The sequence below is a fragment of the Vibrio breoganii genome (assembly GCF_024346795.1).
Classification (GTDB): Bacteria; Pseudomonadota; Gammaproteobacteria; order Enterobacterales; family Vibrionaceae; genus Vibrio; species Vibrio breoganii.
In genome coordinates this window covers 753,969-775,705 of sequence record NZ_AP024864.1, presented here as the reverse complement: position 1 = coordinate 775,705, position 21,737 = coordinate 753,969, and the positions used below count along the sequence as shown (strand labels likewise).

Here is a 21,737-nt window from a genome sequence, read left to right as displayed (position 1 = left end):
GGTCTACTCTTTAGTTATGGTTAAGTAATAATAGTGAGGGGCTTTCCTCACATCCACGAGCATATCGTGGCGTAAAAAATAGGCCTGCATATCATTTACAGAGCTCAGCTCCATCACCAAAAAGGTCAGGGTCTGAGATGGTTTGAGGTCCCTGCTGGCGCGTTTCGCCAGTAACAAGCTCATTGGGCATCGCTCATCAGTAAGATCAATGACTTTCATCGACATAATAAAGCGACTTCTGTTTATTCTAAATACGTCTATTGTAAATCTTTTTTAGTTCAAAACCACTATTATCCCGTGCTAACCTAGTGTACAAATTGTTAATAGCTCTCGTTAATGCGCTTTCCAAGAAACCAAATGGGAAATGCAGAGTCTACAGTTGTATACCCTTTCAAGAACCGAACAGGACCTGACGTTAAACAAACGATGAATGCCTCTATTTTGAAACGTGCACCTTCAGTATTAGCTATGCTTCTGGGGGCAACGTTGAGCCTTAGCTCGCCCAGTCTAGCCAATACCTCAGACTTGCCTGATATAGGGACAACTGCGGGTGGCACCTTGACCATAGACCAAGAGCGAAACTATGGCGATGCCTATATGCGCATTCTTAGGGCGAGCCAACCTGTCATCAATGACCCTGTTTTATCCGAGTATATTTCAAGCTTGGGGTATCGCCTTGTCGCAAACGCAGAAGATGTAAAGACACCGTTTGAGTTTTTCCTAATACGAGACCGAAACATTAACGCGTTTGCCTTTTTTGGCGGACACGTTGCTATCCATACCGGCCTTTTCTTACATGCTAACTCAGAGGGCGAACTTGCTTCAGTAGTGTCGCACGAAATCGCTCACGTTACTCAGCGACACTTAGCCCGTCGTATGGAAGATCAAGCCAGAAAAAACCCAGTCACCCTAGCCGCTCTTGCCGGTTCTATCTTATTAGCTATAGCTGCGCCTGAAGCGGGTATCGCTGCGTTGACCGCAACCCAAGCTGGCGCAATGCAAAGTGCAATCAACTACACACGAAGCAACGAAAAAGAAGCAGACCGTGTAGGCATGAATACGCTAATCAAAGCGGGTTACGATCCTCATGCTATGCCTAGCTTTTTTGGTCGTCTAGCAGATCAATATCGCTACGCAAGTAAGCCACCACCAATGCTACTGACTCACCCATTGCCAGAGGATCGTATTACTGACTCACGATCTAGGGCGGATGCCTACCCTATCAATCCTGCTGCTCCCTCTTTAGAGTTTCATATGGCCAAGGCGCGCGTGGTGGCTCGGTATGTGGGGATAAGCAGTGATGGTGCAATGGACTGGCTTGAACGAAAAGAAAAGTCCGCCTCCAAGGCCATGAAACCGACTTACGAATATGGTAAGGCGTTGGTTTATCTCGATACCAAACAGCTCGATAAGGCTGAAGAGTTGTTACTGTCACTTCAGAAGCAGTTCCCACACAGCAACTTTGTGTTGGATGCGTTATCCGATCTCAACATTGAGAAGAAAACACCTGAAAAAGCCGAAGCGCTTCTCAAAGAAGCACTAAAGATCAAGCCTCGTAACCCAGTGCTGCAGATCAACTTAGCCAATGTAATGATTGAAGCTGAGAAAAATGAGCAAGCGGTTCGCATGCTGCAAAGATACACACACGATAATCCAAATGATACTAACGGCTGGCACCTACTCAGTAAGGCACACGCCAACTTAAGTGACCCTGCAAATGAACTGGCTGCCCGCGGAGAGCTGTACGCGCTGAACGCCAACTGGAATAGAGCGATTCAAAGCTTTACCCAGGCAGCTCAAATATCTGAATTAGGCAGTCTTCAACAAGCACGTTTTGATGCGCGCATTGATCAACTTTTACAACAACGCGACCAATTTATGGCGCTACAAAATTAGAAAAGGAAACTTCATGTCTGTTGTTATTTATCACAACCCTCGCTGCTCAAAAAGCAGAGAAACGCTCGCACTGTTGGAAGATAATGGGGTTGCTCCAGAGGTTGTGCTTTATCTAGATGCTGATTTAGACATTGAAACGCTGCAAGGCCTATATGCTCAGCTTGAACTGCCTAACGTACGTGCAATGATGCGTACCAAGGAAGCGATTTATAAAGAGCTCAACCTTGGGAGTGATTCTCTTACAGAGCAAGACCTGTTTAAGGCGATGCTTGAAAACCGCAAGCTTATTGAGCGCCCAATAGTGATTGCTAATGGCAAGGCTCGACATGGCCGCCCACCACAACAGGTGCTAGAGATCCTATAATGCCAACCACATCCCCTGCTGAAATGGCGTCAAAAACAAGGTTATGGTTACGAGTGGCTCAAACGGGGCACTTTGCGCTTTTGGCTTGGGTCATACTTTGGCATAGCCTCATATCTCCACCACTGGAATTCAGTCCGTGGTTTTTGACTATTGCCTGGGCACTGCCTTTGCTCTTCCCTATTAAGGGAATATTGCAGCAAAAGCCGTATACCTTTGCTTGGGCAAACTTCGTGCTTCTGCTGTATTTCCTGCACTCACTCACCTTGGTCTACGTGGATGAGGGCGAGAGAATGCTGGCCATTGTGGAGGTGCTGCTAACCAGTATCGCGTTTATCGGCAATACCGTGTATAGCCGATTGCGAGGTAGAGAATTAGGCTTAAAGCTGAAGAAGCTCTCTGAATACAAGCAAGAAGAGCAAGAGCGTTTTGGTCGCGAGCGTTAAGGTCAAAAAGTACAACGAAGCCCCATCAGTCGATGGGGCTTTTTCTTAGAACGTCTAATTAGTACGCACGCTAACTATCCGCCAGTAGGCTCATAGCTAAACTCTTCAAAGTCAGCATGACAGCCAAACCCACTAATATCAGCACAATGAAGCCCAACAAAGGCCCCTGTAAAGAACCCTCGCCCGTCAATATAGTCATCCGATAAACGCCAAGCATCGAGTACTAAAGGCAGCTTTTGCCATGCCTTGCCATCAAATGAAAAGCTGTATTGATAAGTTAAGCCCTCGATGCGCACACTAAGCCAAATATTACGGACATCATCTGGGATCTCTATGGATTCATTATCATAGAAATGATAACTGACCGCCTGCTTGTCCACTTGCATCACTCGCAAACAGCGACGCTTGCGCTCTTCATCAAACTCAACCGCTAAGTAGGTCCAGTTACTGGTGTTGTAGTAACAGCATAAGCCCGCTGATTGCTGGAAGTTAGTCGGCTCGAACTCCAGCTTGGTGGAAGCAATAAAATCATGGTGACGCCAACGCGTCGCTACCGTTGACTGCTCAAATGTCGACAGCAAGCTATCATTGCCACGCAAGCGTAAATACCCCTGTCTTTCATTCAAACTCCCCATAGATTCGGTAAACGGGATCCTGAGAGTTTGCCAGTGGGTGAGCAAGGACTCAGCAGAGAAGTCATCATAAATAGACTCACTCTCGGCAGGAGAAGTAACGGTAAGGTTCAACTCTGGTATTTCTAGCTTCGCATGCTTTCCACCCACCACCGAGGGCCAGCCATCTATCCACTCAATACGGTCAATACCTGTTTCTCTTCCTAGAGAACACGCCCCTCGCCCCCACCTAGCTAGCCTTGGTCTGCCCGCAAACTTTAACGGACGACTCACTAGGTAAGTAATAAACCACTCACCATCAGGCGTTTCAACCAAGGAGCCGTGCCCCGCTTTTTGCAGTGGATTATCGGGCGTATGCCAAGTAGATAGCAATGCACCGTGCGGAGAAATCTCGTACGGCCCTAGTAGATGCCTAGAGCGAGCCACAGTCACATGATGCTCAAAACTAGTACCGCCTTCTGCGGTAAGGAGATAGTAGTAGCCCTCTTTTTTATACAGATGAGGGGCTTCTGTGTACTTTAGGACCGTACCATTGAATATGGGCTGTCTATCGCTCACTAATCTTTGTGAGGCAACATCATATTCTTGCACCACTATCTCATTGATAGGATCGCTATGATTTCTCGGCCCCCAGGTGCGATAAACGTAGTACTTTTTGCCATCATCAGCATGAAATAATGAAGGATCAAACCCGCCATTTCCCATCGGAATAGGCTCACTCCAAGGCCCCTCTATATTTTCGGCCGTCACTAAATAATTGCGACCATTTTTCCATGGTGCATCTATCACCTTTACATCGGTATAGAGTAGCCAAAACTTGCCGTCAGCATAGCTAAGAGCCGGAGCCCAAATACCACCAGAGTCAGGGTTACCCTTCATGTCGAGCTTCTCAACGGTATCCAAAGGCATTGAAGCCAGCTTCCAGTTTTTTAAATCCTTAGAGTGAAATATTCGAACCCCTGGAAACCACTCAAAGGTCGAGGTGGCAATGTAGTAGTCATCACCTGCACGACATACACATGGGTCAGGGTGAAACCCTTTTATTATTGGATTGCTAATCATTTCGAGTCCTCTTCAGCATCATTCCACTCAAGTTACCGGTAACAGTTGATACTTATAGTATTCGGTGTAAAACGGTTTTGATGGGATGGCCGTTGGATAAGCAAAAAAACAGAAATGAGAAATAAAAAAACGAAAAACTCAGAAACCTAAGGGAAGGATTAGCAATAGACCCCGATGAATCTAACCAGTCTTATACAAGGAACGAAGCAAGAACAGAAACAACAAAAAAGCCAGTAGCAAGAGCTACTGGCTTATCAACAAACGCATTATTATTGGTTTATTCTATGACTGCCATTCATACATCAATACTTCAGGCTTAGGTTCCACAGACTCTTCAGTAGTAGGCTTAACCTCTTCAGCAGCTTGAGATTCAGTGTTGTCAACTGTTGTCGATTCTGCACCTGATTGCGGTGCGTCTAGCGTAGATTCAGCCTGTGCTTCAGTTGCAGGTTCTACTGGCGTAGGTTCTACTGCAGCTTCAACTTTCGTTACCTTGTTGCTACGCAGAATCTGGCGGTCAAAGTCCGCTGCGTCAGTAATTAGGTTCACACGAAAATCAACCGAGCTCCCCATAACATGCATAAGCTCTACTGACGCTACGCTGGAAAGGTCTTCTAGCATGCGCTCAATGTTAAAGAATGACTGAGCTTCAGCTACGCCTTTAAAGTTCACGACAACTGAAGATGCAATCTCTCCACTGGCCTTAGCTGAACTCTTTTGAGCGTAATAGCGACCAAGATCCGCAACAAATGTCTCTGTTACTTGCTTGTTTGTGCCCGAGGCTTCGCCCGTTACTGGAGACAAAGAAGCATCAGCAATGAACTGAGGCTTGTCATCATACAAGGTCCAACGCAGGTTCTGCTGGCTACCATTACGAGTAATTCGCGCCACAACCACTGCATCAACGTCATAGCGACGACTGCTGTCAGAGATCTGTTTGGTAAAGTTACCCCATACCTCAGTTGGCTGAATGCTAGTTACATCATCAATGTCGCCCACAGGCACCGTAATAGGCAGGCCTTTTTGAGCGGCAACGTATCTTAGATTCTCAATAGAGGTTCTTTGAGACTGTTCCCAGCTAATGGTGCGATCATACCCGTTGTCTTCAACCACCCAGACTAGCAAACGAGCGCGCTCGTCAGGCCAATATGGCAAGTCTGCTTGAGCAAGCAATGCTTGAATCTGTTTAGGGTTGAACGACATCTTTAGAGTAGGTTGTCCACCTTTCTCAGACGGTGTAATCGTTGAAAGAAAGCGGCTACTTTGAGTAATAGCTTTCTTCACTACCGCATTATCCAAAGAGGCAGCGTCACCAGTTGCTCGAACGATAACATCTCTCATGCCTTCGCGACGAGCCAACTCTTCACCGCTGTATCTTGCATCTTCTTTCTGTTTAATCACCACTGCTTCGGTATCAAACACATTGACCTTAGTGACTGCAAACGCAGAAAAAGACGTTAACGCCGCTAGCATACAAGCCAAAAATCGCATAAATAACTCAATAATATGAAGTAGTTAGAAAATAATAAGCAAAGATTGTAAAACCAACAAGTAGAGTCACTAGAAAGCGCCCCATTCTTGTTGGTTTTTTGGGTATTATTTAGTACCGAAGATCTTGTCGCCAGCGTCGCCTAGACCAGGAACAATGTAGCCCTTGTCATTCAAGCACTCATCGATCGCAGCTGTGTATAGCTCGATATCAGGATGAGCTTTTTCTAGTGCTTCAATACCTTCAGGCGCCGCTACAAGCACAAGTGCCTTAATAGTCTTACAGCCTTGTTCTTTAAGCAGGTCGATGGTGGCAATCATAGAGCCACCCGTTGCCAGCATTGGGTCAACAACCAGTGCAATTCGCTCATCAATGCATGACGCTAGCTTATTGAAGTATGGAACAGGCTCTAGGGTCTCTTCGTCGCGGTACACACCAACGACACTGATTTTTGCACTAGGTACGTGCTCTAACACGCCGTCCATCATGCCAAGACCTGCACGCAAAATTGGCACTACTGTAACCTTTTTGCCTTTAATTTGGTCAATTTCAACTGGGCCATCCCATCCATTGATCGTTACGCGCTCAGTTTCGAAGTCTGCCGTCGCTTCGTATGTGAGTAGGCTACCTACTTCTGTAGCTAACTCTCTAAAACGCTTGGTGCTAATGTCCCCTTCGCGCATCAAACCCAACTTATGTTTCACAAGAGGGTGTCTTACCTCAACGACTTTCATGCCTTTCTCCAGTCTAAAATCAACAAACCTAGGAATTATATACCCAAACGACACCAAGTTACGAGTCGCACAGCCCTCTAGGCGCAATTAATCCCAACTAAAGAATGCAATTTACGACTATCTAAAAAGTGAGCCTGTATTGCTAGGTAACAGATTACTTTAATTGCAAAATAAATCATCATCTAGGGGCTCAAATCAATAACAATCAGAAATAACCGCGCAAACGTTTGCTATTGTCGATTATCCCTTGTTAGAATAGCGCCGATTTTTCTTCCCTAACTTTTTCTAAACGAGGAATTTCCCGTGAGTAGTAACAAGGCTTCTCTTAGCTACAAAGATGCTGGTGTAGACATTGACGCTGGCAACGCACTGGTTGACAAAATTAAGGGTGCTGTAAAACGCACACGTCGTCCAGAGGTCATGGGTGGCATTGGTGGCTTTGGCGCATTATGCGAACTGCCAACCAAATATAAGCAACCAGTACTGGTTTCGGGTACAGACGGCGTTGGCACTAAATTACGCCTTGCACTAGATATGAAAAAGCACGACACCATCGGCATCGATTTGGTTGCTATGTGTGTGAACGACCTGATCGTTCAGGGTGCTGAGCCTCTATTTTTCCTAGATTACTACGCGACAGGGAAGCTCGACGTAGACACTGCTGCTGATGTAGTTGCTGGTATTGCTGAAGGCTGTGTACAGTCTGGTTGTGCACTTATCGGTGGTGAAACTGCAGAAATGCCTGGCATGTACGAAGGCGACGACTACGATGTTGCTGGATTCTGTGTTGGTGTTGTAGAAAAAGAAGACATTATCGATGGCACTAAAGTGGCAGCCGGTGATGCTTTGATTGCTGTAGGTTCAAGCGGCCCACACTCAAACGGTTACTCTCTAGTTCGTAAGATCCTTGAGGTGTCTAATGCAGATCTAAACCAAGATCTTGAAGGCAAGCCACTGGGTGAGCATCTACTAGAACCAACTAAGATTTACATCAAATCAGCACTTAAAATGATCGAGAAGCATGATATCCACGCTATCTCTCATATTACCGGTGGTGGTTTCTGGGAAAACATCCCTCGCGTTCTTCCTGAAGGTACTAAAGCAGTTATCGACGGCAACAGCTGGAACTGGCCTACTATCTTCAACTGGCTTCAAGAGAACGGCAACGTTACCACTCACGAAATGTACCGTACATTCAACTGTGGTGTTGGTCTAATCGTTGCTCTGCCTAAAGATCAAGCAGAACAAGCGGTTGCTCTTCTTAATGAAGAAGGCGAAAACGCTTGGGTTATTGGTCAAATCGCTGAAGCAAATGGCGAAGAAGAGCAAGTAGAGATCCGTTAATCATGACTAGAATCGTCGTCCTTGTTTCCGGAAATGGAAGTAACCTTCAGGCCATTATGGATGCCTGTGCAAACGGTGACATTCAAGGTCAAGTCTGTGCTGTCTTTAGTAATAAAGAGCAAGCCTATGGCCTTGAACGAGCAAGAACAGCGGCGATTCCAGCCCATGCTTTATCTCACAAGAACTTTGCTGACCGTCTAAGCTTTGATATGGCTCTGATGAAGCAAATCGACGAGTACCAACCAGATTTGGTGGTACTTGCTGGTTACATGAGAATTCTCAGTGATGAATTTGTTGAACACTACCTCGGCAAGATGATCAACATCCACCCTTCACTGCTTCCCAAGTATCCAGGGCTTCACACCCACCAGCGCGCCATTGATGCAGGGGACTCAGAGCACGGAAGTACCGTTCACTTTGTGACCCCACAACTCGATAGTGGCCCGATCATTGGTCAAGTCAAAGTCACCATCACGGCTAATGATGATGCCGATAGCCTTATGACTAAGGTACAAAAAGCGGAACATCAACTCTACCCGGACATAGTCCGACAGGTAATTTCTGGTGAGATAAACTGGAAAAGTTAACATCTAGAAAGCAGCCTTTGAGCTGCTTTTTTTATGTCTAAAGTGGACAGACTGCAAAAACAACAAAGGCACGTTTATCGTGCCTTTGTTTTATTCTTCTAGTACTTGTGTGGGTGCCTGACTGGCTGGCTTTGGTGCCGCGTAAGCTACATCAACCAATAAGTCTGAGTTACCCGCAACAACCTCACCATTTTGAAACAGCGTAAACTCGCCCGGTTTCAGCCTGTGCCAAGTTTCGTTATCGGTGAGAGGCTGGGTTGCAATCACTGACACGACATCGTTGAGTGTTGTTTCTTCTTGGAAGTTAATGGTGACGTCTTCGTCGATAAGAGTCGCCTTACCAAAAGGAGCGCGCCTGGTAATGTAATAAAGATGGTTGGTGCAATACGCCATCACATACTCACCATCGCTCAGCAGCATGTTAAACACGCCAAACTCTCTTAAGCTATCACACAGGGTAACCATGTAAGCAAAGACGGGCTGCATGTCTTGAGGGGGCTCAGGGAAGCGTTCCTCTAATTTATGCATTATCCAGCAAAAAGACAGTTCACTGTCTGTTTTTCCTACCGGACGATGTCGACCGGTGTGCATTTCATGATAATCAGATAATTGCCCATTGTGTGCAAACGTCCAATATCTGCCCCACAACTCTCGAGTAAATGGGTGGGTATTTTCTAGATTAACCGCCCCTCGGTTCGCTTGCCTTATATGGCTAACCACTGCGCAGCTCTTGATAGGGTAGCTTTGTACTAATTCTGCTATTTTTGAATCACAGCTGGGGTTTGGGTCTTTAAAGGTGCGAAAGCCCTTCCCTTCATAGAAAGTAATCCCCCAGCCATCGGTGTGAGGTCCTGTGTTCCCCCCACGCTGAATCAAGCCAGTAAAGCTAAAACAGATATCTGTTGGCACATTAGCGCTCATGCCAAGCAGTTCACACATAGTAATCTCCTGCTAATAAATCCTCAGTGTCCTTACTGAGCTTCCATCTCTTTTTCAATTAATTGAATGATGATATGGATGATCTTGATATGTATCTCTTGTATACGATCGGCATAGCCAAAATGTGGTACTCGCACTTCAACATCAGCGGTACCCGCCATTTGACCGCCGTCTTTACCAGTCAAAGCAATGGTTTTCATTCCCTTTGCTTTGGCCGCTTCAATAGCTCTTAGTATATTGGCTGAGTTACCAGACGTAGACAGTCCAAACAGCACATCCCCCTTCTGGCCTACGGCCTCTACATAGCGAGAAAACACCGCTTCATAGCCGAAGTCATTGCTCACGCAAGAAAGGTGGCTAGGATCAGAAATTGCGATACCAGGGTATCCTGGGCGGTCTTCTCTGTATCGTCCTGTTAACTCTTCAGCAAAGTGCATAGCATCACAATGAGAACCGCCATTACCACAAGACAAAACCTTACCACCAAGCTTAAAAGAATCCGCAATGGTTCTTGCAGCTTTCTCTATCTGAGCAATGTTCTCATCATCCGATAGAAAAGCTTCTAGTACTTTAGCAGCTTCATTTAATTCACCCTTAATAAGGTCATGGTACATGGCAGATTTCTCCTGATTAATAACGCCATTGTTATAGCATCGAATGTAACAAGAAAAGTTTAGCAGTGTCGAGACTCTTACTCGCAGATTTCCAACTCAATAGGCTCAATGGCTACTATTTCACCGACAAATCACTTTTGATGCCGCTCGCGACTCAACTCACAAAACACCACCAATAACACTTTACAAATAATTAACATTTGCGATACTAATTTGAACTGGTTAGACCTCTTACCTATTATTAAGGGGTAACACTGCTTAATGGAGATGCTTCTTACATGGAAATACTTGTTGCTCTACTTACCCTAATCGTGGCGTCAGGCATCTGCCTGTATCACCGTACATCACTGTTTTCTGGGTTTCTGGCCAATACAACAGCCTTGATTATCTGTTCCATCCTATCGGGCTTCTCCTTCATTGCTTGGGCTGCTCTACTGTCTGTCACCGCGTTTATGATGTTCGATAAATGGCGTCAGGATATCGTGACCAAAAAGGTTTTAGCTTTATTTAAAGGCATGTTGCCACCTATGTCCCAAACCGAAAAAGAGGCGCTTGATGCCGGCACAACCTGGTGGGAAGCAGAGCTGTTTCAAGGCAAGCCTAACTGGCAGTTCTTAAAAGACATTCCAAAATCTGAGCTTTCTGCAGAGGAAAAAGCCTTTCTCGATGGCCCAGTGAATGAGCTGTGCTCAATGATCAATGATCATGAAATTACCCATGAGATAGCCGATATGCCTCCAGAGGTATGGCAATACCTGAAAGACCATAAGTTCTTTGCCATGATCATCAAGAAGAAATACGGCGGCCTTGAGTTTTCAGCCTACGCTCAGGCGCTAGTGCTACAAAGACTGGCCGGTACTTCTATCGTTGTTGCCTCGACCGTTGGCGTTCCGAACTCTCTTGGCCCGGGTGAACTACTGCAAATGTACGGTACCAAAGAGCAACAAGACCATTACCTACCGCGTCTTGCAAAGGGCAAAGAGATCCCGTGTTTTGCATTAACCAGTCCAGAAGCAGGCTCAGATGCGGGCGCTATCCCTGATTTTGGTGTTGTTTGTAAAGGTGAATGGCAAGGTAAGAAAGTGCTGGGTATGCGCCTGACTTGGAACAAGCGCTACATCACGCTGGCACCCGTTGCTACCGTTTTGGGCTTGGCCTTTAAGCTGAGAGACCCTGATGGCCTATTAGGTGACAAGGAAGACCTCGGTATCACCTGCGCCCTGATCCCCACCAACCTTGACGGCGTCAAGATTGGCCGCAGGCATTTCCCACTAAACATTCCATTTCAAAACGGCCCTACACAAGCAGAAGACCTGTTTGTACCTCTAGATTTCATCATTGGTGGACAAGAGATGGTGGGCCAAGGTTGGAAAATGTTGGTGGAATGTTTATCAGTGGGACGTGCAATCACCCTACCGTCAGCTAATACCGGTGGAATCAAGACCAATGCTCTTGCTATTGGTGCGTATGCTCGTATTCGTCGTCAATTTAAACAACCTATTGGCCGAATGGAGGGGATTGAGGAGCCGCTCGCTCGCATCGCAGGTAGTGCATACCTACTAGAAGGAGCAAACCTACTAACCATGGGTGCCATTGATAATGGCGCTAAGCCGTCGGTTATCTCTGCCATTGTTAAGTATCATTGTACTCACCTAGGTCAAAGAGCATCCATTGATGCGATGGACGTCGCCGGCGGCAAGGGCGTAATGCTCGGCCCCTCTAATTTCTTAGGGCGTGCCTACCAAGGCGCTCCAATCTCCATCACAGTGGAAGGGGCAAACATACTGACTCGCTCATTGATGATATACGGACAAGGCGCTATTCGCTGCCATCCTTATATCCTTAAAGAGATGGAAATGGCCTATTCTGATGCACCGAATGCTTTAGCGCAGTTTGATAAGGCTCTATTTAGCCATGTTGGCTTTGCTATGAGTAACCTATCTCGCAGTCTAGTTTTCGGTGTCACTGATGGCTTAGGCTCTGACGCGCCCACCAATGATGAAACCAAACGCTACTACCAAAAGCTTAACCGCTACAGTGCAAACCTCGCGTTTCTTTCTGATGTCTCTATGGCTTTCCTTGGGGGTTCCTTGAAGCGTAAAGAGCGCCTATCTGCACGCTTAGCCGATATGCTAGGACAGCTCTATCTATGCTCTGCAATGCTCAAGCGCTTTGAATTAGATGGTAGCCCTAAAGAAGACCTGGCACTGGTGCATTGGACCGCTCAAGACAGCTTATTTAAGATTGAGTCTGCGATGCATGACTTCTTAGTGAACTTCCCTGTGAAATGGATGGGGCTTAAGCTGCGTGTGCTGTTAATGCCAATTGGGCGCGTGCGCAAAGCACCATCAGATGCTCTGGATAGCGAGTTAGCTAAGATACTGCAAACACCGAGTGCGACGCGCTCTCGACTTGGACGTAATCAATACCTAGAGCCATCGAAGTACTGTGTTCAAGGGCAATTAGAGTTAGCGCTAACCGTCGTACTGCAAGCTGAGCCTATCTTCGATAAAGTGTGCAAAGCTCTTGAACAGCGTAGGTCTTTCACCCGACTAGACCTTATTGCGAAGCAAGGACTCGAAGCTAACGTGATCAGTCAGGAAGAAGCAGAGATCTTAATAGAGGCGGAACAGCACCGACTTCGCAGTATCAATGTCGATGACTTTGACCCGCTAGAACTGCCAGCTAACTCGGTAAAGTCGCAACAAGTCTTAAGTGAAACTGATACGACCTCAATAAAGTAGACACCTAATTTAAGGATTAGGTGTCATGCAAGTAAAACAAAAACGAGTATTTTCAAACGAGTTTAAAAGAAACGCAGTTCAAAAATCACTAGTGTCTCCAGATACAGTAAACTCAGTCGCCAAGTCATTAGGTATTCATCCTAGGCTTTTGAGTAAATGGAGGCGCAAATTGACATCATCTAAGCAAACTTCAAACCCGATTAAGAACGAAGGTCCAGAGCATTCTTTAGCTGAGCTAGAGCGAGAAGTCGCTCGTCTTAAAAAGCAGCTTGAAAGGGCTGAAATGGAGAATGACATGCTAAAAAAGGCGAAGGCCTACTTCGACAGCCGAAAAGAATAAAGTTTGAGTTTATAGCTAAGAACCATAGCGCCAAGCGACCGATTAAGTGGCTTTGCCATCTCTTTGAAGTCTCTCGTTCAGGGTATTATAAGTGGTTGAACAGTGAACTTAGTGAACGGTCTGTAGAGAATCGTTCATTATCTGATTTTCTCAAGGCTACCAGCGACGAGCAGCACTGTATTCCTGGTTATCGGAAGCTTTGGAAACTTGCGATTGAAAACAGCTTTGTGTGCAGCAAAGCGAGGGTCCAGCGCTTACTACAAGCTATGGGCTATCGTTCTCGGGCTTGTAAACGCAGCTTTGGTCGCGCAGTGAGTAAATCAAATACCATTAACGCTTTTAATCTGCTGAATCGAGAGTTTAAAGTCGCCGACCCTAATCGTGTTTGGGTATCCGATATTACTCAGGTTAGGTGCCGGGATGGTTGGCAATACTTGTGTGTAATTCTTGATTTGTACTCAAGAAAAGTTGTTGGTTGGGGAACGAGCAAAATAAACAATGCTGACTTAGTCATAAAGACATTAAATCGAGCATGGAAGCTCAGAAAGCCGGACGGTGACAAATTACTATTTCATTCAGATCAAGGAACCCAATATACGGCTGAGAATACATTGCTTTGGCATCACAAACGGAACATTACCGTGAGTATGTCTAGGAAAGGAAATTGCTGGGATAATGCGTGTGCAGAGAGCTTCTTTGCACAGTACAAAAAAGAGTGGATGAGTAACCTTGGAGAGATATCTCGCCAGCAAATGATCACTCAAAGTCGACTTTATATCGTTAATTATTATAATTCAGTAAGAAAACATGGGACACTCGGTAGAGTTAGTCCCAATGATTTCGAACTAGTAAAATAAAACCCCGTGTCTACTTTTACGGGGTCATATCAAACTGAGGCCTAGGACCTAGGACCCAGGTTCTGGGTTCTGGGTTCTGGGTTCTTTAAAGCGCTACTACCAACTTGGCTCACCAGAGAGCAGTGTCAATCTTTCCGCATGGGCTGCTAGCTCATCATCACTGGCCTTGATGACTCTAAGCGGGGCTCTTCCCGATGCCGCGCGCTGAATACTCTCTCCACCAGCCTCACCACTGCTATCACCGCCAAACTGAATCGCTGTTTGACCACCGGTCATAAACAAGAACACATCTGCCAGTATCTCGGCATCGAGCAAAGCGCCGTGCAATACACGTGCGGAAATATCGATGGTGAAATGCTTAGCTAGTGAGTCCAGGTTTTTGCGCGCTGGCATGTTTGGCATGCGCTTAGCCATTGCCAAGGAATCGGTAATTTTGCAGTAGTCTTCCGTTTTTCCGATAGAAGGGTCTAGCTTGCTAAATTCATTATCCATAAAGCCGACATCGAAGGGCGCGTTATGAGCAACAAGCTCAGCCCCATCGATAAACGCTAGAAACTCTTTATGAATATCTTTGTATTCTGGTTTATCTCGTAAGAATTCATCGGTAATACCGTGGACTGCAATCGCATCTGGCTGAATCTCACGGTCTGGCTTGATATAGACATGGAAGTGACGCCCCGTTAGCTTACGGTTCACTATCTCTACAGCACCGATCTCTATGATTCGGTGACCAAGGTAGGTAGGACCGCCTTCACGGTTCATACCTGTGGTTTCTGTATCGAGCACCACTATGCGGCGCGAATTGTTACTAGTATTCATAATTAAAACTGTGTCAGACTAATAGGAAGGCCTCTATACAGACAATCATATCAAATCATGAATAAACAGGTTGAGATTTTCACAGATGGATCTTGCTTAGGCAATCCAGGTCCAGGTGGCTATGGCATCGTCATGCGCTACAAAGAGCACGAAAAACAGATAGCCAAAGGCTTCACACTGACGACCAACAACCGCATGGAAATGATGGCAGCCGTTGAAGGGCTTAAGCTTCTTAAGGAGCCATGTACGGTAGTCCTTACCACTGATAGCCAGTATGTACGCCAGGGGATTACTCAGTGGATTCATAACTGGAAGAAACGTGGCTGGAAAACGTCGGATAAAAAACCCGTAAAAAATGCTGATCTATGGCAAGCGTTGGACAAAGAAAACCAACGCCACCAAGTAGAATGGAAATGGGTAAAAGGTCATGCAGGGCATAGAGAAAACGAAATTTGTGACGAGATTGCTCGTCTAGCAGCAGAAACTCCTACCGATGAAGATACCGGTTATCAGCCTTCTTAAGCTAAACAGGTAATACTAGGCTTTAGGGTTAACTCGGCAATTTAACCTCACTGGAGACAGGCGACGCTTCAGTTTCCAATGGGGTTTTATCGGTTTAAGCGGGTACGTTCTCTTGCGAGCCACGATAAAGTATTGACTGCAAAACGGCATACTCCAGCCCCCTATCCCATTTTCTATCCAAGTCCATATCGCACGTTGCTTTTTCGACGGTATCAATCCATAACTGTCCATGTGCACCACTTGATAATTAAGTACACTGAGCCAGTCCTGAACCCGATACGGCGTAAACATTCGCCCGCTCCAAGGCAGATTATTCTTTCGCCATGGCATCAAGCTATTCAACCCCGATAAACTGATTGGATTAAAGCCTGTCAGTATTAGATAGCCATCATCGATCAACACGCGGTCTACTTCTCGCAATAAGCGATGCGGATCCAAGCAATAATCAAGTTGATGCGCCATTAAAACAACGTCTATGCTCTTCTCTAGGAAGGGTAAATCATAAGCATCGGCTACGATGCTATGAATTGGGTTTACTATATCTAGGTTGATTTGATGCTGAATGTTACAGTTGCAGCTGGTAATCTCACAACTTAAACCGCCAAGCTTAAGCATATGATAGCCAAATAGTTTTGGGCACCACTCATCCAAACGCATTTGAATCGCATCGCGCACCCAAGCATGTTTAGGCAAGTCGTCCCAAGAATGGGGCTGATTAATTTTCCGTGATACCCGAGCTGGTCGCATTCAGCAGTCATCCGTACAGAAACAATAGGAATATCTTAATGTTAGTCGTAAAAAGCATACCCGCATTTAATGATAATTACATCTGGCTTATTCACAATAAGCAAGGTCAATGTGCGGTTGTTGATCCCGGTGATGCTACTCCAGTGCTGTCTTACCTAAAAGAACACCAATTGGAACTCACCACAATCTTAGTCACCCATCACCACGCTGACCATATTGGTGGAGTATCGGAGCTCAAGCGCGCCTATCCAGACACCATGATTGTAGGTCCTAAAAATGATGCTGTGGCAGGTCTGACGCACTCGGTTGATGCAGGACAGCAGCTAGACCTATTTGGCGAGCGTTTCTTAGTTCTGGGCTTACCTGGGCATACTCTAGGGCACATAGGTTACGTAGGGGATGGCAAACTTTTCTGTGGTGACGTGCTGTTCTCTGCCGGTTGCGGCCGCGTGTTTGAGGGAACGCCCGCTCAAATGTGGCAATCTCTACAAAAACTGGCTGCCCTCCCAGTAGAAACAGAGGTATACAGTGCTCATGAATACACCTCAAGCAACCTCTCATTTGCCATGGCGATTGAGCCAGGTAACCCGCAGTTACAAATTTACAGAGAAAAAGTAAATCAGCTCAGAGCTCACCAAAAACCAACATTACCGACTACTATTGAACAGGAAAAATGGATTAACCCTTTTTTGAGGGTAGAAATCCCAGAGGTTGTCAATTCTGTGTCACATCGTACAGAAGATCTTAGCCCACAAGGCGTGTTTACCGCCTTACGTAAATGGAAAGATAGCTTCTAATTCAGTAAACTCGGACAAATTTTTATATTCAGCACCAAAGGAAAGGCTTTTTAATGAGATTGAAATACAGCTGGATACTGGCTCTGCTACTTGCAGGTTGTCAGGCTCCACAACAGCCCACGGATAAGGACGTCTCAGAGCTTCCTCCTACAACAGAAGAAAGCCAAGCTGAACAGACACAGCCCATCGATGGCTCTACGGACGCAGAAACGCTACCTGTAGAAGAAACAGAAAAAGCTCCGGAGCTCACAGCCCAACAACAAGACGATCTTTGGAAGCGTATTGGCATGCAATTAGAGCTGCCCGTCGCCGACGATAAGATGGTTGATTACTACCGCAACTGGTACATCAAACACCCAAGTCATTTAAGAACCGTCTCTAAAAGAGCCGAACCTTTTCTGTATCTGATCATCGAAAAGATTGAAGAACGAAACATGCCGCTAGAGCTGGCACTACTGCCTGTTGTTGAAAGCTCTTATGATGCCTTCGCCTACTCTCATGGTAGCGCAGCGGGTCTATGGCAGTTCATTCCAGGTACAGGCAAGATGTATGGCCTAGAGCAAGACTATTGGTACGATGGTCGTCGCGATGTGGTTGCCTCAACCGATGCTGCTCTAAATTATCTGACCTACCTTAACGAAAGATTTGACGGCAACTGGAACCACGCCATCGCATCGTACAACAGCGGTAGCGGTCGTGTTAGCAGCGCCATTCGCAAGAACCGAAGAGATGGCAAACCAACCGACTTTTTCTCACTGCAACTGCCAAAAGAAACCAGTGCTTATGTTCCTAAGCTAATGGCGATTGCCGATATTGTGGCAAACCAAGAAAAGTACGGCGTGAAGATCCCACCGATTGCCAACAAACCAGTATTGGTTGAAGTGGATCCCAAAGAGCAACTTGATCTCGGCATTGCCGCGCAATATGCCGGTATACCAGTGAAGGAGCTCCAGAGCTACAACCCAGCTTACAATCAATGGGCTACGGCTCCTGAAGGGCCACAAAAGCTGTTGATCCCAGCGGAGCAGCAAGAGCAATTCTTAGCCAAGGTTGAAGAAAATCGTGGCAAGGGTGTCAAACTGGTTCGCTACAAAATTCAGCCAGGTGATAGCTTAGGTGTTATTGCACAAAAACATAACACCACCATAAAGGTCATTCAGAATGCCAACGGCATGTCTGACTCCAATATTAGGGCGGGACGTTACTTGTTGATTCCGACCTCTACCCAGTCAGACAGCACCTATGCCCTAAGTGCGGACAACCGTCTAAAACAGACCCAATCGCGCAACCGAGGCGACTACAAGGTCTCTCATACGGTGAAATCGGGCGAGAGTTTCTGGACCATAGCTAAAGAACATAATGTATCAGTACAATCATTGGCAAAGTGGAACGGTATGGCACCGAAAGACACGCTACGTATTGGTCAGAAGTTAGTGGTGTGGAAACAGGGTGAGCAAGGCGCTGTAATGCGCACCGTTTACTACAACGTCCGCAGTGGGGACAGCATTAGCACTATCGCCAGCCGATTTAAAGTGCGCTCTAGTGACGTGATCAAATGGAACAACCTGAATAAATCTGACTACCTGCAGCCCGGGCAAAAGCTCAAGCTGTATGTGGATGTCACTAAGGTTAGCGTTTAACCTCTGTAATAGAAAAACTCGCTAGCATTGGATTATGATCGGAGGCGTCACTAGTGGGCGCCTCCGCTTTTTTTAGGTCTAAGCCACGATAGTAGATATGATCTAACACATGTCCCCCCATAAACTCGGTTCGTTGGTCGGGCTCAAATTGTGCTTCTTTAAGATTTGCCGATGACATAATCTTCGCCAATTGCTCAAGCCTTGCATCGCTCCAGGTATTAAAATCCCCGCCCACAATGACAGGTCCATTGTGTTGCTCAAGCTTACTTGCCAATAGTTTTAGCTGCTTTGAGTATGCCTTAGTGCCAATAGTAAAGTTGATGCCGTGCAGATTGCCTACCGCAAGCACTTCCCCATTAGACAAAGGATAGGTGGCAAAGAGCGCTGACTTGGGGATTTGTATCCAGGGTTCTGCGTCTAACTGTGCACAAGCACGAATAGGATAGACTTGAGTAATATTAAATACACCCGCGCTAACATCAAATGATTCAAAGGCTTTCACCTGCTGTCCTACCCAATCCAGTTGATATAACCAAGTCCTAAATTCATCAGTAAAGCTAACTTCTTGCAACAAACCCAGCTGCTTACCTTTGAGCAATTGGGTCAGTTCGGATTGCCAATCATCTTTATTTTGCTTGTAGATATTCCAAACCAACACATCGATGCGTCCATTATTATCAATAGCCTCACCACTTTGCTCAAATACAGAACATTGAAATGCACTTTCCGTTTCGGTATCGGTGATCCCATCCGCCATAATCAAATGCTCGGAATCAGGCAGGCTAATTGGAAATTCAATCGCGAGCACTGCTGTGGTCAACAGCACAGCGATAACAGGTGCAAGCAGCCACCTTTTAGAGGGTGAGGTCATAGTGTGAGATACCTAGCTAACAAGGTGTGAATGGTTCAGTTTTATAACCTTATACTAATTCTTATCTCATAGAAAAGAAAAGCCCCCGCACAATGGCGAGGGCTTGCAGTGATTTTTCAGCGCGATTAAATCGCGTCTTCGTCTTCTTCGCCTGTACGGATGCGAACAACACGCTCTACGTCGGTCACGAAGATTTTACCATCGCCAATCTTACCAGTTTGCGCGGTTTCAACGATTGTATCAATGCATTGCGCCGCAACGTCTTCTGATACAACAATTTCCAGCTTAACCTTAGGAAGAAAATCAACCATGTACTCAGCACCACGATAAAGCTCAGTGTGGCCCTTTTGACGACCGAAGCCTTTAACTTCAGAAACCGTCATCCCTGTAATTCCAACCTCAGCTAGCGCCTCACGCACATCATCAAGTTTAAAAGGTTTAATGATCGCATCAATCTTTTTCATTCCTACTCCCTAATTCGGTCAAGCCTATGACAAGTCCAAGTATTATCAACGATTTCTAGCAAATTACCATATAGGAATTGTGCATTCTTGAGCTTAAAAGAGTAAAAAGTGTTGCTATTATTTCATCGAAGAATAATAAGCCGCTAGATTCTCCATATCTTGATCACTGAGCATTGACGCTTGCGCCTGCATAACAGCTGCTAGACCACCATTGCGTTGCTTCGCCTTGTAGGACTTCAATGAGGTCACGATATATTTGGCATTTTGACCATTGAGATTAGGATAGCCGTCAATAACGGTCTTACCGTCAGCGCCATGACATGCAGCACAAATTTTCGCTTTCGCTTTACCTGCTTCAATATCAGCAGCCTGTGCTGTAACCCCTACCAACGACGTTAATAGAGCCGCAACAATGAGAGACTTCTTCATAATTACTCCTTGTTAATTATGTTTTTTCCAATAAAAACGGTGACTTGAGCCTGCGTATCCTCTGCATACGAATGAATCGCCGACCGCAACTACCTCTTCGTTATACATCAAAATAGGTGTCTGCGATCGTTTCCATGGCGGAATTTGATACTCCTGAAACAGTTTTTTTAGTTTTCGGCTCCCAGAGCGCTCATCTGGGTGAGCGGTTAAGCCTCCAGGATTAAACTGAATCCACACTTTTTCACCCTGCTCTGGTGCTCGCACAAGTAAGCCAATGTCACTATGGCTACTGACCTCTACAAGGCCTAACCCCTTGGGTAACTCCAAGGCTGTATCAATAACAATAGCGGATTGCCAGTACGACGCCTCTTTACTCTGCTCAACCAGAAATAGACTTTTTTGAAAGCGTCTTACGCTCACCTTGCCGATGATTAATTTAGGATTGGCGTCTTGTGACGCGTTAATGACCTCTCGGTAAATCAACCCTAGTTGTTTCTTGCCGGGCATGGGAAGACCAGATTGAGCAAACCAGCGTCTTAGCAAGCGATTACGTATGGCTTCTGACGGTTCACATAGGGACTCAGCATTCAGGCTATCATCAGCGTTGAGAACGCTTTGATACTGCTGCTCTAGAAGCTCATCCAATAGCTGTTCTTGTTCAAAACAGAGCTGCGCACTTCGCAATGCATTGGCTTGTATTTCTGGCCAGCGTCTTGATAAAGCGGGAATCACTTGGTGACGAAGAAAATTTCGATCAAACTGCGTGTCTTGGTTACTTTCATCTTCTACCCAATCAAGATTCTGTTGCTTGGCAAAGTCTTCAAGCGCTTCTCTCTTCAGTGATAAAAATGGGCGCACCAACACAGCCCCACCAAACGCAGATTTCACACCCATGGCTGCCAATCCCTTAGGACCACTACCACGCTTTAGTGCCAATAGCATGGTCTCTAACTGGTCATCAGCATGCTGAGCTGTAAGGAGTAAATCATTTTTGCTTAGGTGTTGAGACAATAGCGTATAGCGTGCTTCTCTCGCCTGGGCTTCAAGGCTCTGCTTACTGTGTATGTCTAGATTGGCAAACTCCGCATAAAAAGGGATTCTGGCCTCTTCACACCATGTTTTACATTGCTCCAGCCAATGATCAGCATTGTCACTTAATCCGTGATGAACATGGACCGCGCGCACCTCTAGCTGTGGATTCTGTAATTGATAATGAGACAAGCACGCCAGCATTACTCTAGAATCTAGGCCGCCACTTAGCGCAAGCACCAATCGGCTAGAATCCTCAATAAGACAGGCAGTTATCACATCTGAAAAGGTTTCAATAACAGACTTCACGATGTTCCCTTAACGAGTAAAATCAAAACAAGCAGAATCAAAAAAGGTGAGCCAAGCTCACCTTT

General features: G+C 46.0%; 22 protein-coding genes. 10 read left to right on the top strand and 12 right to left on the bottom strand.

Translation table 11 applies throughout. From position 1 onward, the window contains the following. Positions 1–3: 3 nt before the first annotated feature. Positions 4–219 (bottom strand): sulfurtransferase TusA family protein, encoded by a 216-nt coding sequence (locus OCU35_RS03675; protein ID WP_257744216.1) that lies wholly within the window; start codon positions 217–219, stop codon positions 4–6. Between the two features lie 219 nt (positions 220–438). Between OCU35_RS03675 and bepA the strand changes: the two genes are divergently transcribed. From bepA to OCU35_RS03660, 3 genes are read left to right on the top strand one after another with little or no spacing between them, the layout of a single operon-like run. After that, positions 439–1,896 (top strand): beta-barrel assembly-enhancing protease, encoded by a 1,458-nt coding sequence (gene bepA, locus OCU35_RS03670; protein WP_026012909.1) that lies wholly within the window; start codon positions 439–441, stop codon positions 1,894–1,896. A gap of 13 nt (positions 1,897–1,909) precedes the next feature. Beyond that, positions 1,910–2,260, top strand: coding sequence for an arsenate reductase (glutaredoxin) (arsC, locus tag OCU35_RS03665; RefSeq protein ID WP_261825668.1), 351 nt, complete (start codon positions 1,910–1,912; stop codon positions 2,258–2,260). Continuing rightward, on the top strand, positions 2,260–2,703 hold the full coding sequence (locus OCU35_RS03660) for a DUF2069 domain-containing protein (protein WP_102366841.1): 444 nt from the start codon (positions 2,260–2,262) through the stop codon (positions 2,701–2,703). The genes arsC and OCU35_RS03660 overlap by 1 nt, the downstream gene beginning before the upstream one ends. A 74-nt stretch (positions 2,704–2,777) precedes the next feature. On the opposite strand, the gene OCU35_RS03655 is transcribed toward OCU35_RS03660, so the two are convergent. From OCU35_RS03655 to upp, 3 genes are all read right to left on the bottom strand, one after another. After that, positions 2,778–4,397 (bottom strand): glycoside hydrolase family 43 protein, encoded by a 1,620-nt coding sequence (locus OCU35_RS03655; RefSeq protein WP_261825667.1) that lies wholly within the window; start codon positions 4,395–4,397, stop codon positions 2,778–2,780. A 282-nt stretch (positions 4,398–4,679) separates the two neighbouring features. Then, positions 4,680–5,888: a DUF2066 domain-containing protein gene (locus OCU35_RS03650; RefSeq protein WP_102430403.1), complete on the bottom strand. Its 1,209-nt coding sequence runs from the start codon at positions 5,886–5,888 to the stop codon at positions 4,680–4,682. 105 nt (positions 5,889–5,993) lie between these two features. Next, positions 5,994–6,620 carry a uracil phosphoribosyltransferase gene (gene upp, locus OCU35_RS03645; RefSeq protein ID WP_017029233.1) on the bottom strand — a complete coding sequence of 209 codons (627 nt, stop codon included), beginning with the start codon at positions 6,618–6,620 and terminating at the stop codon, positions 5,994–5,996. Between the two features lie 303 nt (positions 6,621–6,923). On the opposite strand from upp, the gene purM reads away from it, so the two are divergent. Both purM and purN read left to right on the top strand, forming a co-directional pair. Next, entirely contained in the window at positions 6,924–7,964 is a 1,041-nt protein-coding gene (purM, locus tag OCU35_RS03640) for a phosphoribosylformylglycinamidine cyclo-ligase (RefSeq protein ID WP_102460853.1), read from the top strand. A gap of 2 nt (positions 7,965–7,966) precedes the next feature. Beyond that, the gene (gene purN, locus OCU35_RS03635; protein WP_261825666.1) at positions 7,967–8,551 is read left to right on the top strand and encodes a phosphoribosylglycinamide formyltransferase; all 585 of its coding nucleotides are present in this window, start codon (positions 7,967–7,969) and stop codon (positions 8,549–8,551) included. A gap of 90 nt (positions 8,552–8,641) precedes the next feature. Here the strand turns inward: purN and OCU35_RS03630 are convergent, their stop codons facing one another. Both OCU35_RS03630 and lpcA read right to left on the bottom strand, forming a co-directional pair. Then, positions 8,642–9,490 (bottom strand): class II glutamine amidotransferase, encoded by an 849-nt coding sequence (locus OCU35_RS03630; protein WP_017029230.1) that lies wholly within the window; start codon positions 9,488–9,490, stop codon positions 8,642–8,644. Positions 9,491–9,522: 32 nt separating this feature from the next. Next, positions 9,523–10,104 carry a D-sedoheptulose 7-phosphate isomerase gene (lpcA, locus tag OCU35_RS03625; protein ID WP_261825665.1) on the bottom strand — a complete coding sequence of 194 codons (582 nt, stop codon included), beginning with the start codon at positions 10,102–10,104 and terminating at the stop codon, positions 9,523–9,525. Positions 10,105–10,382: 278 nt separating this feature from the next. Between lpcA and fadE the strand changes: the two genes are divergently transcribed. Next, entirely contained in the window at positions 10,383–12,848 is a 2,466-nt protein-coding gene (gene fadE, locus OCU35_RS03620; RefSeq protein WP_261825664.1) for an acyl-CoA dehydrogenase FadE, read from the top strand. Positions 12,849–12,873: 25 nt separating this feature from the next. Then, a protein-coding gene (locus OCU35_RS03615; protein WP_261825663.1) for an IS3 family transposase occupies positions 12,874–14,045 on the top strand; the annotation gives its coding sequence in 2 pieces (ribosomal slippage) (positions 12,874–13,147 and positions 13,147–14,045; 1,173 coding nt in all). Between the two features lie 96 nt (positions 14,046–14,141). Here the strand turns inward: OCU35_RS03615 and dnaQ are convergent. Continuing rightward, positions 14,142–14,864 carry a DNA polymerase III subunit epsilon gene (dnaQ, locus tag OCU35_RS03610; RefSeq protein ID WP_102334096.1) on the bottom strand — a complete coding sequence of 241 codons (723 nt, stop codon included), beginning with the start codon at positions 14,862–14,864 and terminating at the stop codon, positions 14,142–14,144. 57 nt (positions 14,865–14,921) lie between these two features. Between dnaQ and rnhA the strand changes: the two genes are divergently transcribed. Further along, positions 14,922–15,386 carry a ribonuclease HI gene (gene rnhA / locus OCU35_RS03605; RefSeq protein ID WP_017029226.1) on the top strand — a complete coding sequence of 155 codons (465 nt, stop codon included), beginning with the start codon at positions 14,922–14,924 and terminating at the stop codon, positions 15,384–15,386. Between the two features lie 15 nt (positions 15,387–15,401). On the opposite strand, the gene OCU35_RS03600 is transcribed toward rnhA, so the two are convergent. Then, entirely contained in the window at positions 15,402–16,133 is a 732-nt protein-coding gene (locus OCU35_RS03600) for a class I SAM-dependent methyltransferase (RefSeq protein ID WP_017029225.1), read from the bottom strand. 38 nt (positions 16,134–16,171) lie between these two features. Between OCU35_RS03600 and gloB the strand changes: the two genes are divergently transcribed. Both gloB and OCU35_RS03590 read left to right on the top strand, forming a co-directional pair. Beyond that, positions 16,172–16,930, top strand: coding sequence for a hydroxyacylglutathione hydrolase (gene gloB / locus OCU35_RS03595; protein ID WP_017029224.1), 759 nt, complete (start codon positions 16,172–16,174; stop codon positions 16,928–16,930). Positions 16,931–16,983: 53 nt separating this feature from the next. Beyond that, positions 16,984–18,570, top strand: a complete 1,587-nt coding sequence (locus OCU35_RS03590; RefSeq protein ID WP_261825662.1) for a LysM peptidoglycan-binding domain-containing protein — start codon at positions 16,984–16,986, stop codon at positions 18,568–18,570. On the opposite strand, the gene OCU35_RS03585 is transcribed toward OCU35_RS03590, so the two are convergent. The 4 genes from OCU35_RS03585 to tilS all read right to left on the bottom strand — a co-directional run bounded on the left by OCU35_RS03585 (position 18,560) and on the right by tilS (position 21,672). Continuing rightward, positions 18,560–19,441 carry an endonuclease/exonuclease/phosphatase family protein gene (locus OCU35_RS03585; RefSeq protein WP_017029222.1) on the bottom strand — a complete coding sequence of 294 codons (882 nt, stop codon included), beginning with the start codon at positions 19,439–19,441 and terminating at the stop codon, positions 18,560–18,562. The two genes, OCU35_RS03590 and OCU35_RS03585, sit on opposite strands and share 11 nt — an antisense overlap. A 125-nt stretch (positions 19,442–19,566) precedes the next feature. Then, the gene (gene glnB / locus OCU35_RS03580; RefSeq protein WP_017029221.1) at positions 19,567–19,905 is read right to left on the bottom strand and encodes a nitrogen regulatory protein P-II; all 339 of its coding nucleotides are present in this window, start codon (positions 19,903–19,905) and stop codon (positions 19,567–19,569) included. Positions 19,906–20,022: 117 nt separating this feature from the next. Then, a complete protein-coding gene (locus OCU35_RS03575; RefSeq protein ID WP_261825661.1) occupies positions 20,023–20,334 on the bottom strand; it encodes a c-type cytochrome in 312 nt (103 codons plus the stop codon). Positions 20,335–20,346: 12 nt separating this feature from the next. After that, positions 20,347–21,672, bottom strand: coding sequence for a tRNA lysidine(34) synthetase TilS (tilS, locus tag OCU35_RS03570; protein ID WP_261825660.1), 1,326 nt, complete (start codon positions 21,670–21,672; stop codon positions 20,347–20,349). Positions 21,673–21,737: the final 65 nt, after the last annotated feature.

Bases quoted from the DNA above. Each gene is read 5' to 3' on its own strand.
- upp (WP_017029233.1), bottom strand. From the start codon at position 6,620: ATGAAAGTCGTTGAGGTAAGACACCCTCTTGTGAAACATAAGTTGGGT.
- OCU35_RS03575 (WP_261825661.1), bottom strand. From the start codon at position 20,334: ATGAAGAAGTCTCTCATTGTTGCGGCTCTATTAACGTCGTTGGTAGGG.
- arsC (WP_261825668.1), top strand. From the start codon at position 1,910: ATGTCTGTTGTTATTTATCACAACCCTCGCTGCTCAAAAAGCAGAGAA.
- OCU35_RS03660 (WP_102366841.1), top strand. From the start codon at position 2,260: ATGCCAACCACATCCCCTGCTGAAATGGCGTCAAAAACAAGGTTATGG.
- OCU35_RS03650 (WP_102430403.1), bottom strand. From the start codon at position 5,888: ATGCGATTTTTGGCTTGTATGCTAGCGGCGTTAACGTCTTTTTCTGCG.
- OCU35_RS03630 (WP_017029230.1), bottom strand. From the start codon at position 9,490: ATGTGTGAACTGCTTGGCATGAGCGCTAATGTGCCAACAGATATCTGT.
- OCU35_RS03590 (WP_261825662.1), top strand. From the start codon at position 16,984: ATGAGATTGAAATACAGCTGGATACTGGCTCTGCTACTTGCAGGTTGT.
- dnaQ (WP_102334096.1), bottom strand. From the start codon at position 14,864: ATGAATACTAGTAACAATTCGCGCCGCATAGTGGTGCTCGATACAGAA.
- fadE (WP_261825664.1), top strand. From the start codon at position 10,383: ATGGAAATACTTGTTGCTCTACTTACCCTAATCGTGGCGTCAGGCATC.
- purN (WP_261825666.1), top strand. From the start codon at position 7,967: ATGACTAGAATCGTCGTCCTTGTTTCCGGAAATGGAAGTAACCTTCAG.
- gloB (WP_017029224.1), top strand. From the start codon at position 16,172: ATGTTAGTCGTAAAAAGCATACCCGCATTTAATGATAATTACATCTGG.
- lpcA (WP_261825665.1), bottom strand. From the start codon at position 10,104: ATGTACCATGACCTTATTAAGGGTGAATTAAATGAAGCTGCTAAAGTA.
- OCU35_RS03655 (WP_261825667.1), bottom strand. From the start codon at position 4,397: ATGATTAGCAATCCAATAATAAAAGGGTTTCACCCTGACCCATGTGTA.
- OCU35_RS03600 (WP_017029225.1), bottom strand. From the start codon at position 16,133: ATGCGACCAGCTCGGGTATCACGGAAAATTAATCAGCCCCATTCTTGG.
- rnhA (WP_017029226.1), top strand. From the start codon at position 14,922: ATGAATAAACAGGTTGAGATTTTCACAGATGGATCTTGCTTAGGCAAT.
- OCU35_RS03675 (WP_257744216.1), bottom strand. From the start codon at position 219: ATGAAAGTCATTGATCTTACTGATGAGCGATGCCCAATGAGCTTGTTA.
- OCU35_RS03585 (WP_017029222.1), bottom strand. From the start codon at position 19,441: ATGACCTCACCCTCTAAAAGGTGGCTGCTTGCACCTGTTATCGCTGTG.
- glnB (WP_017029221.1), bottom strand. From the start codon at position 19,905: ATGAAAAAGATTGATGCGATCATTAAACCTTTTAAACTTGATGATGTG.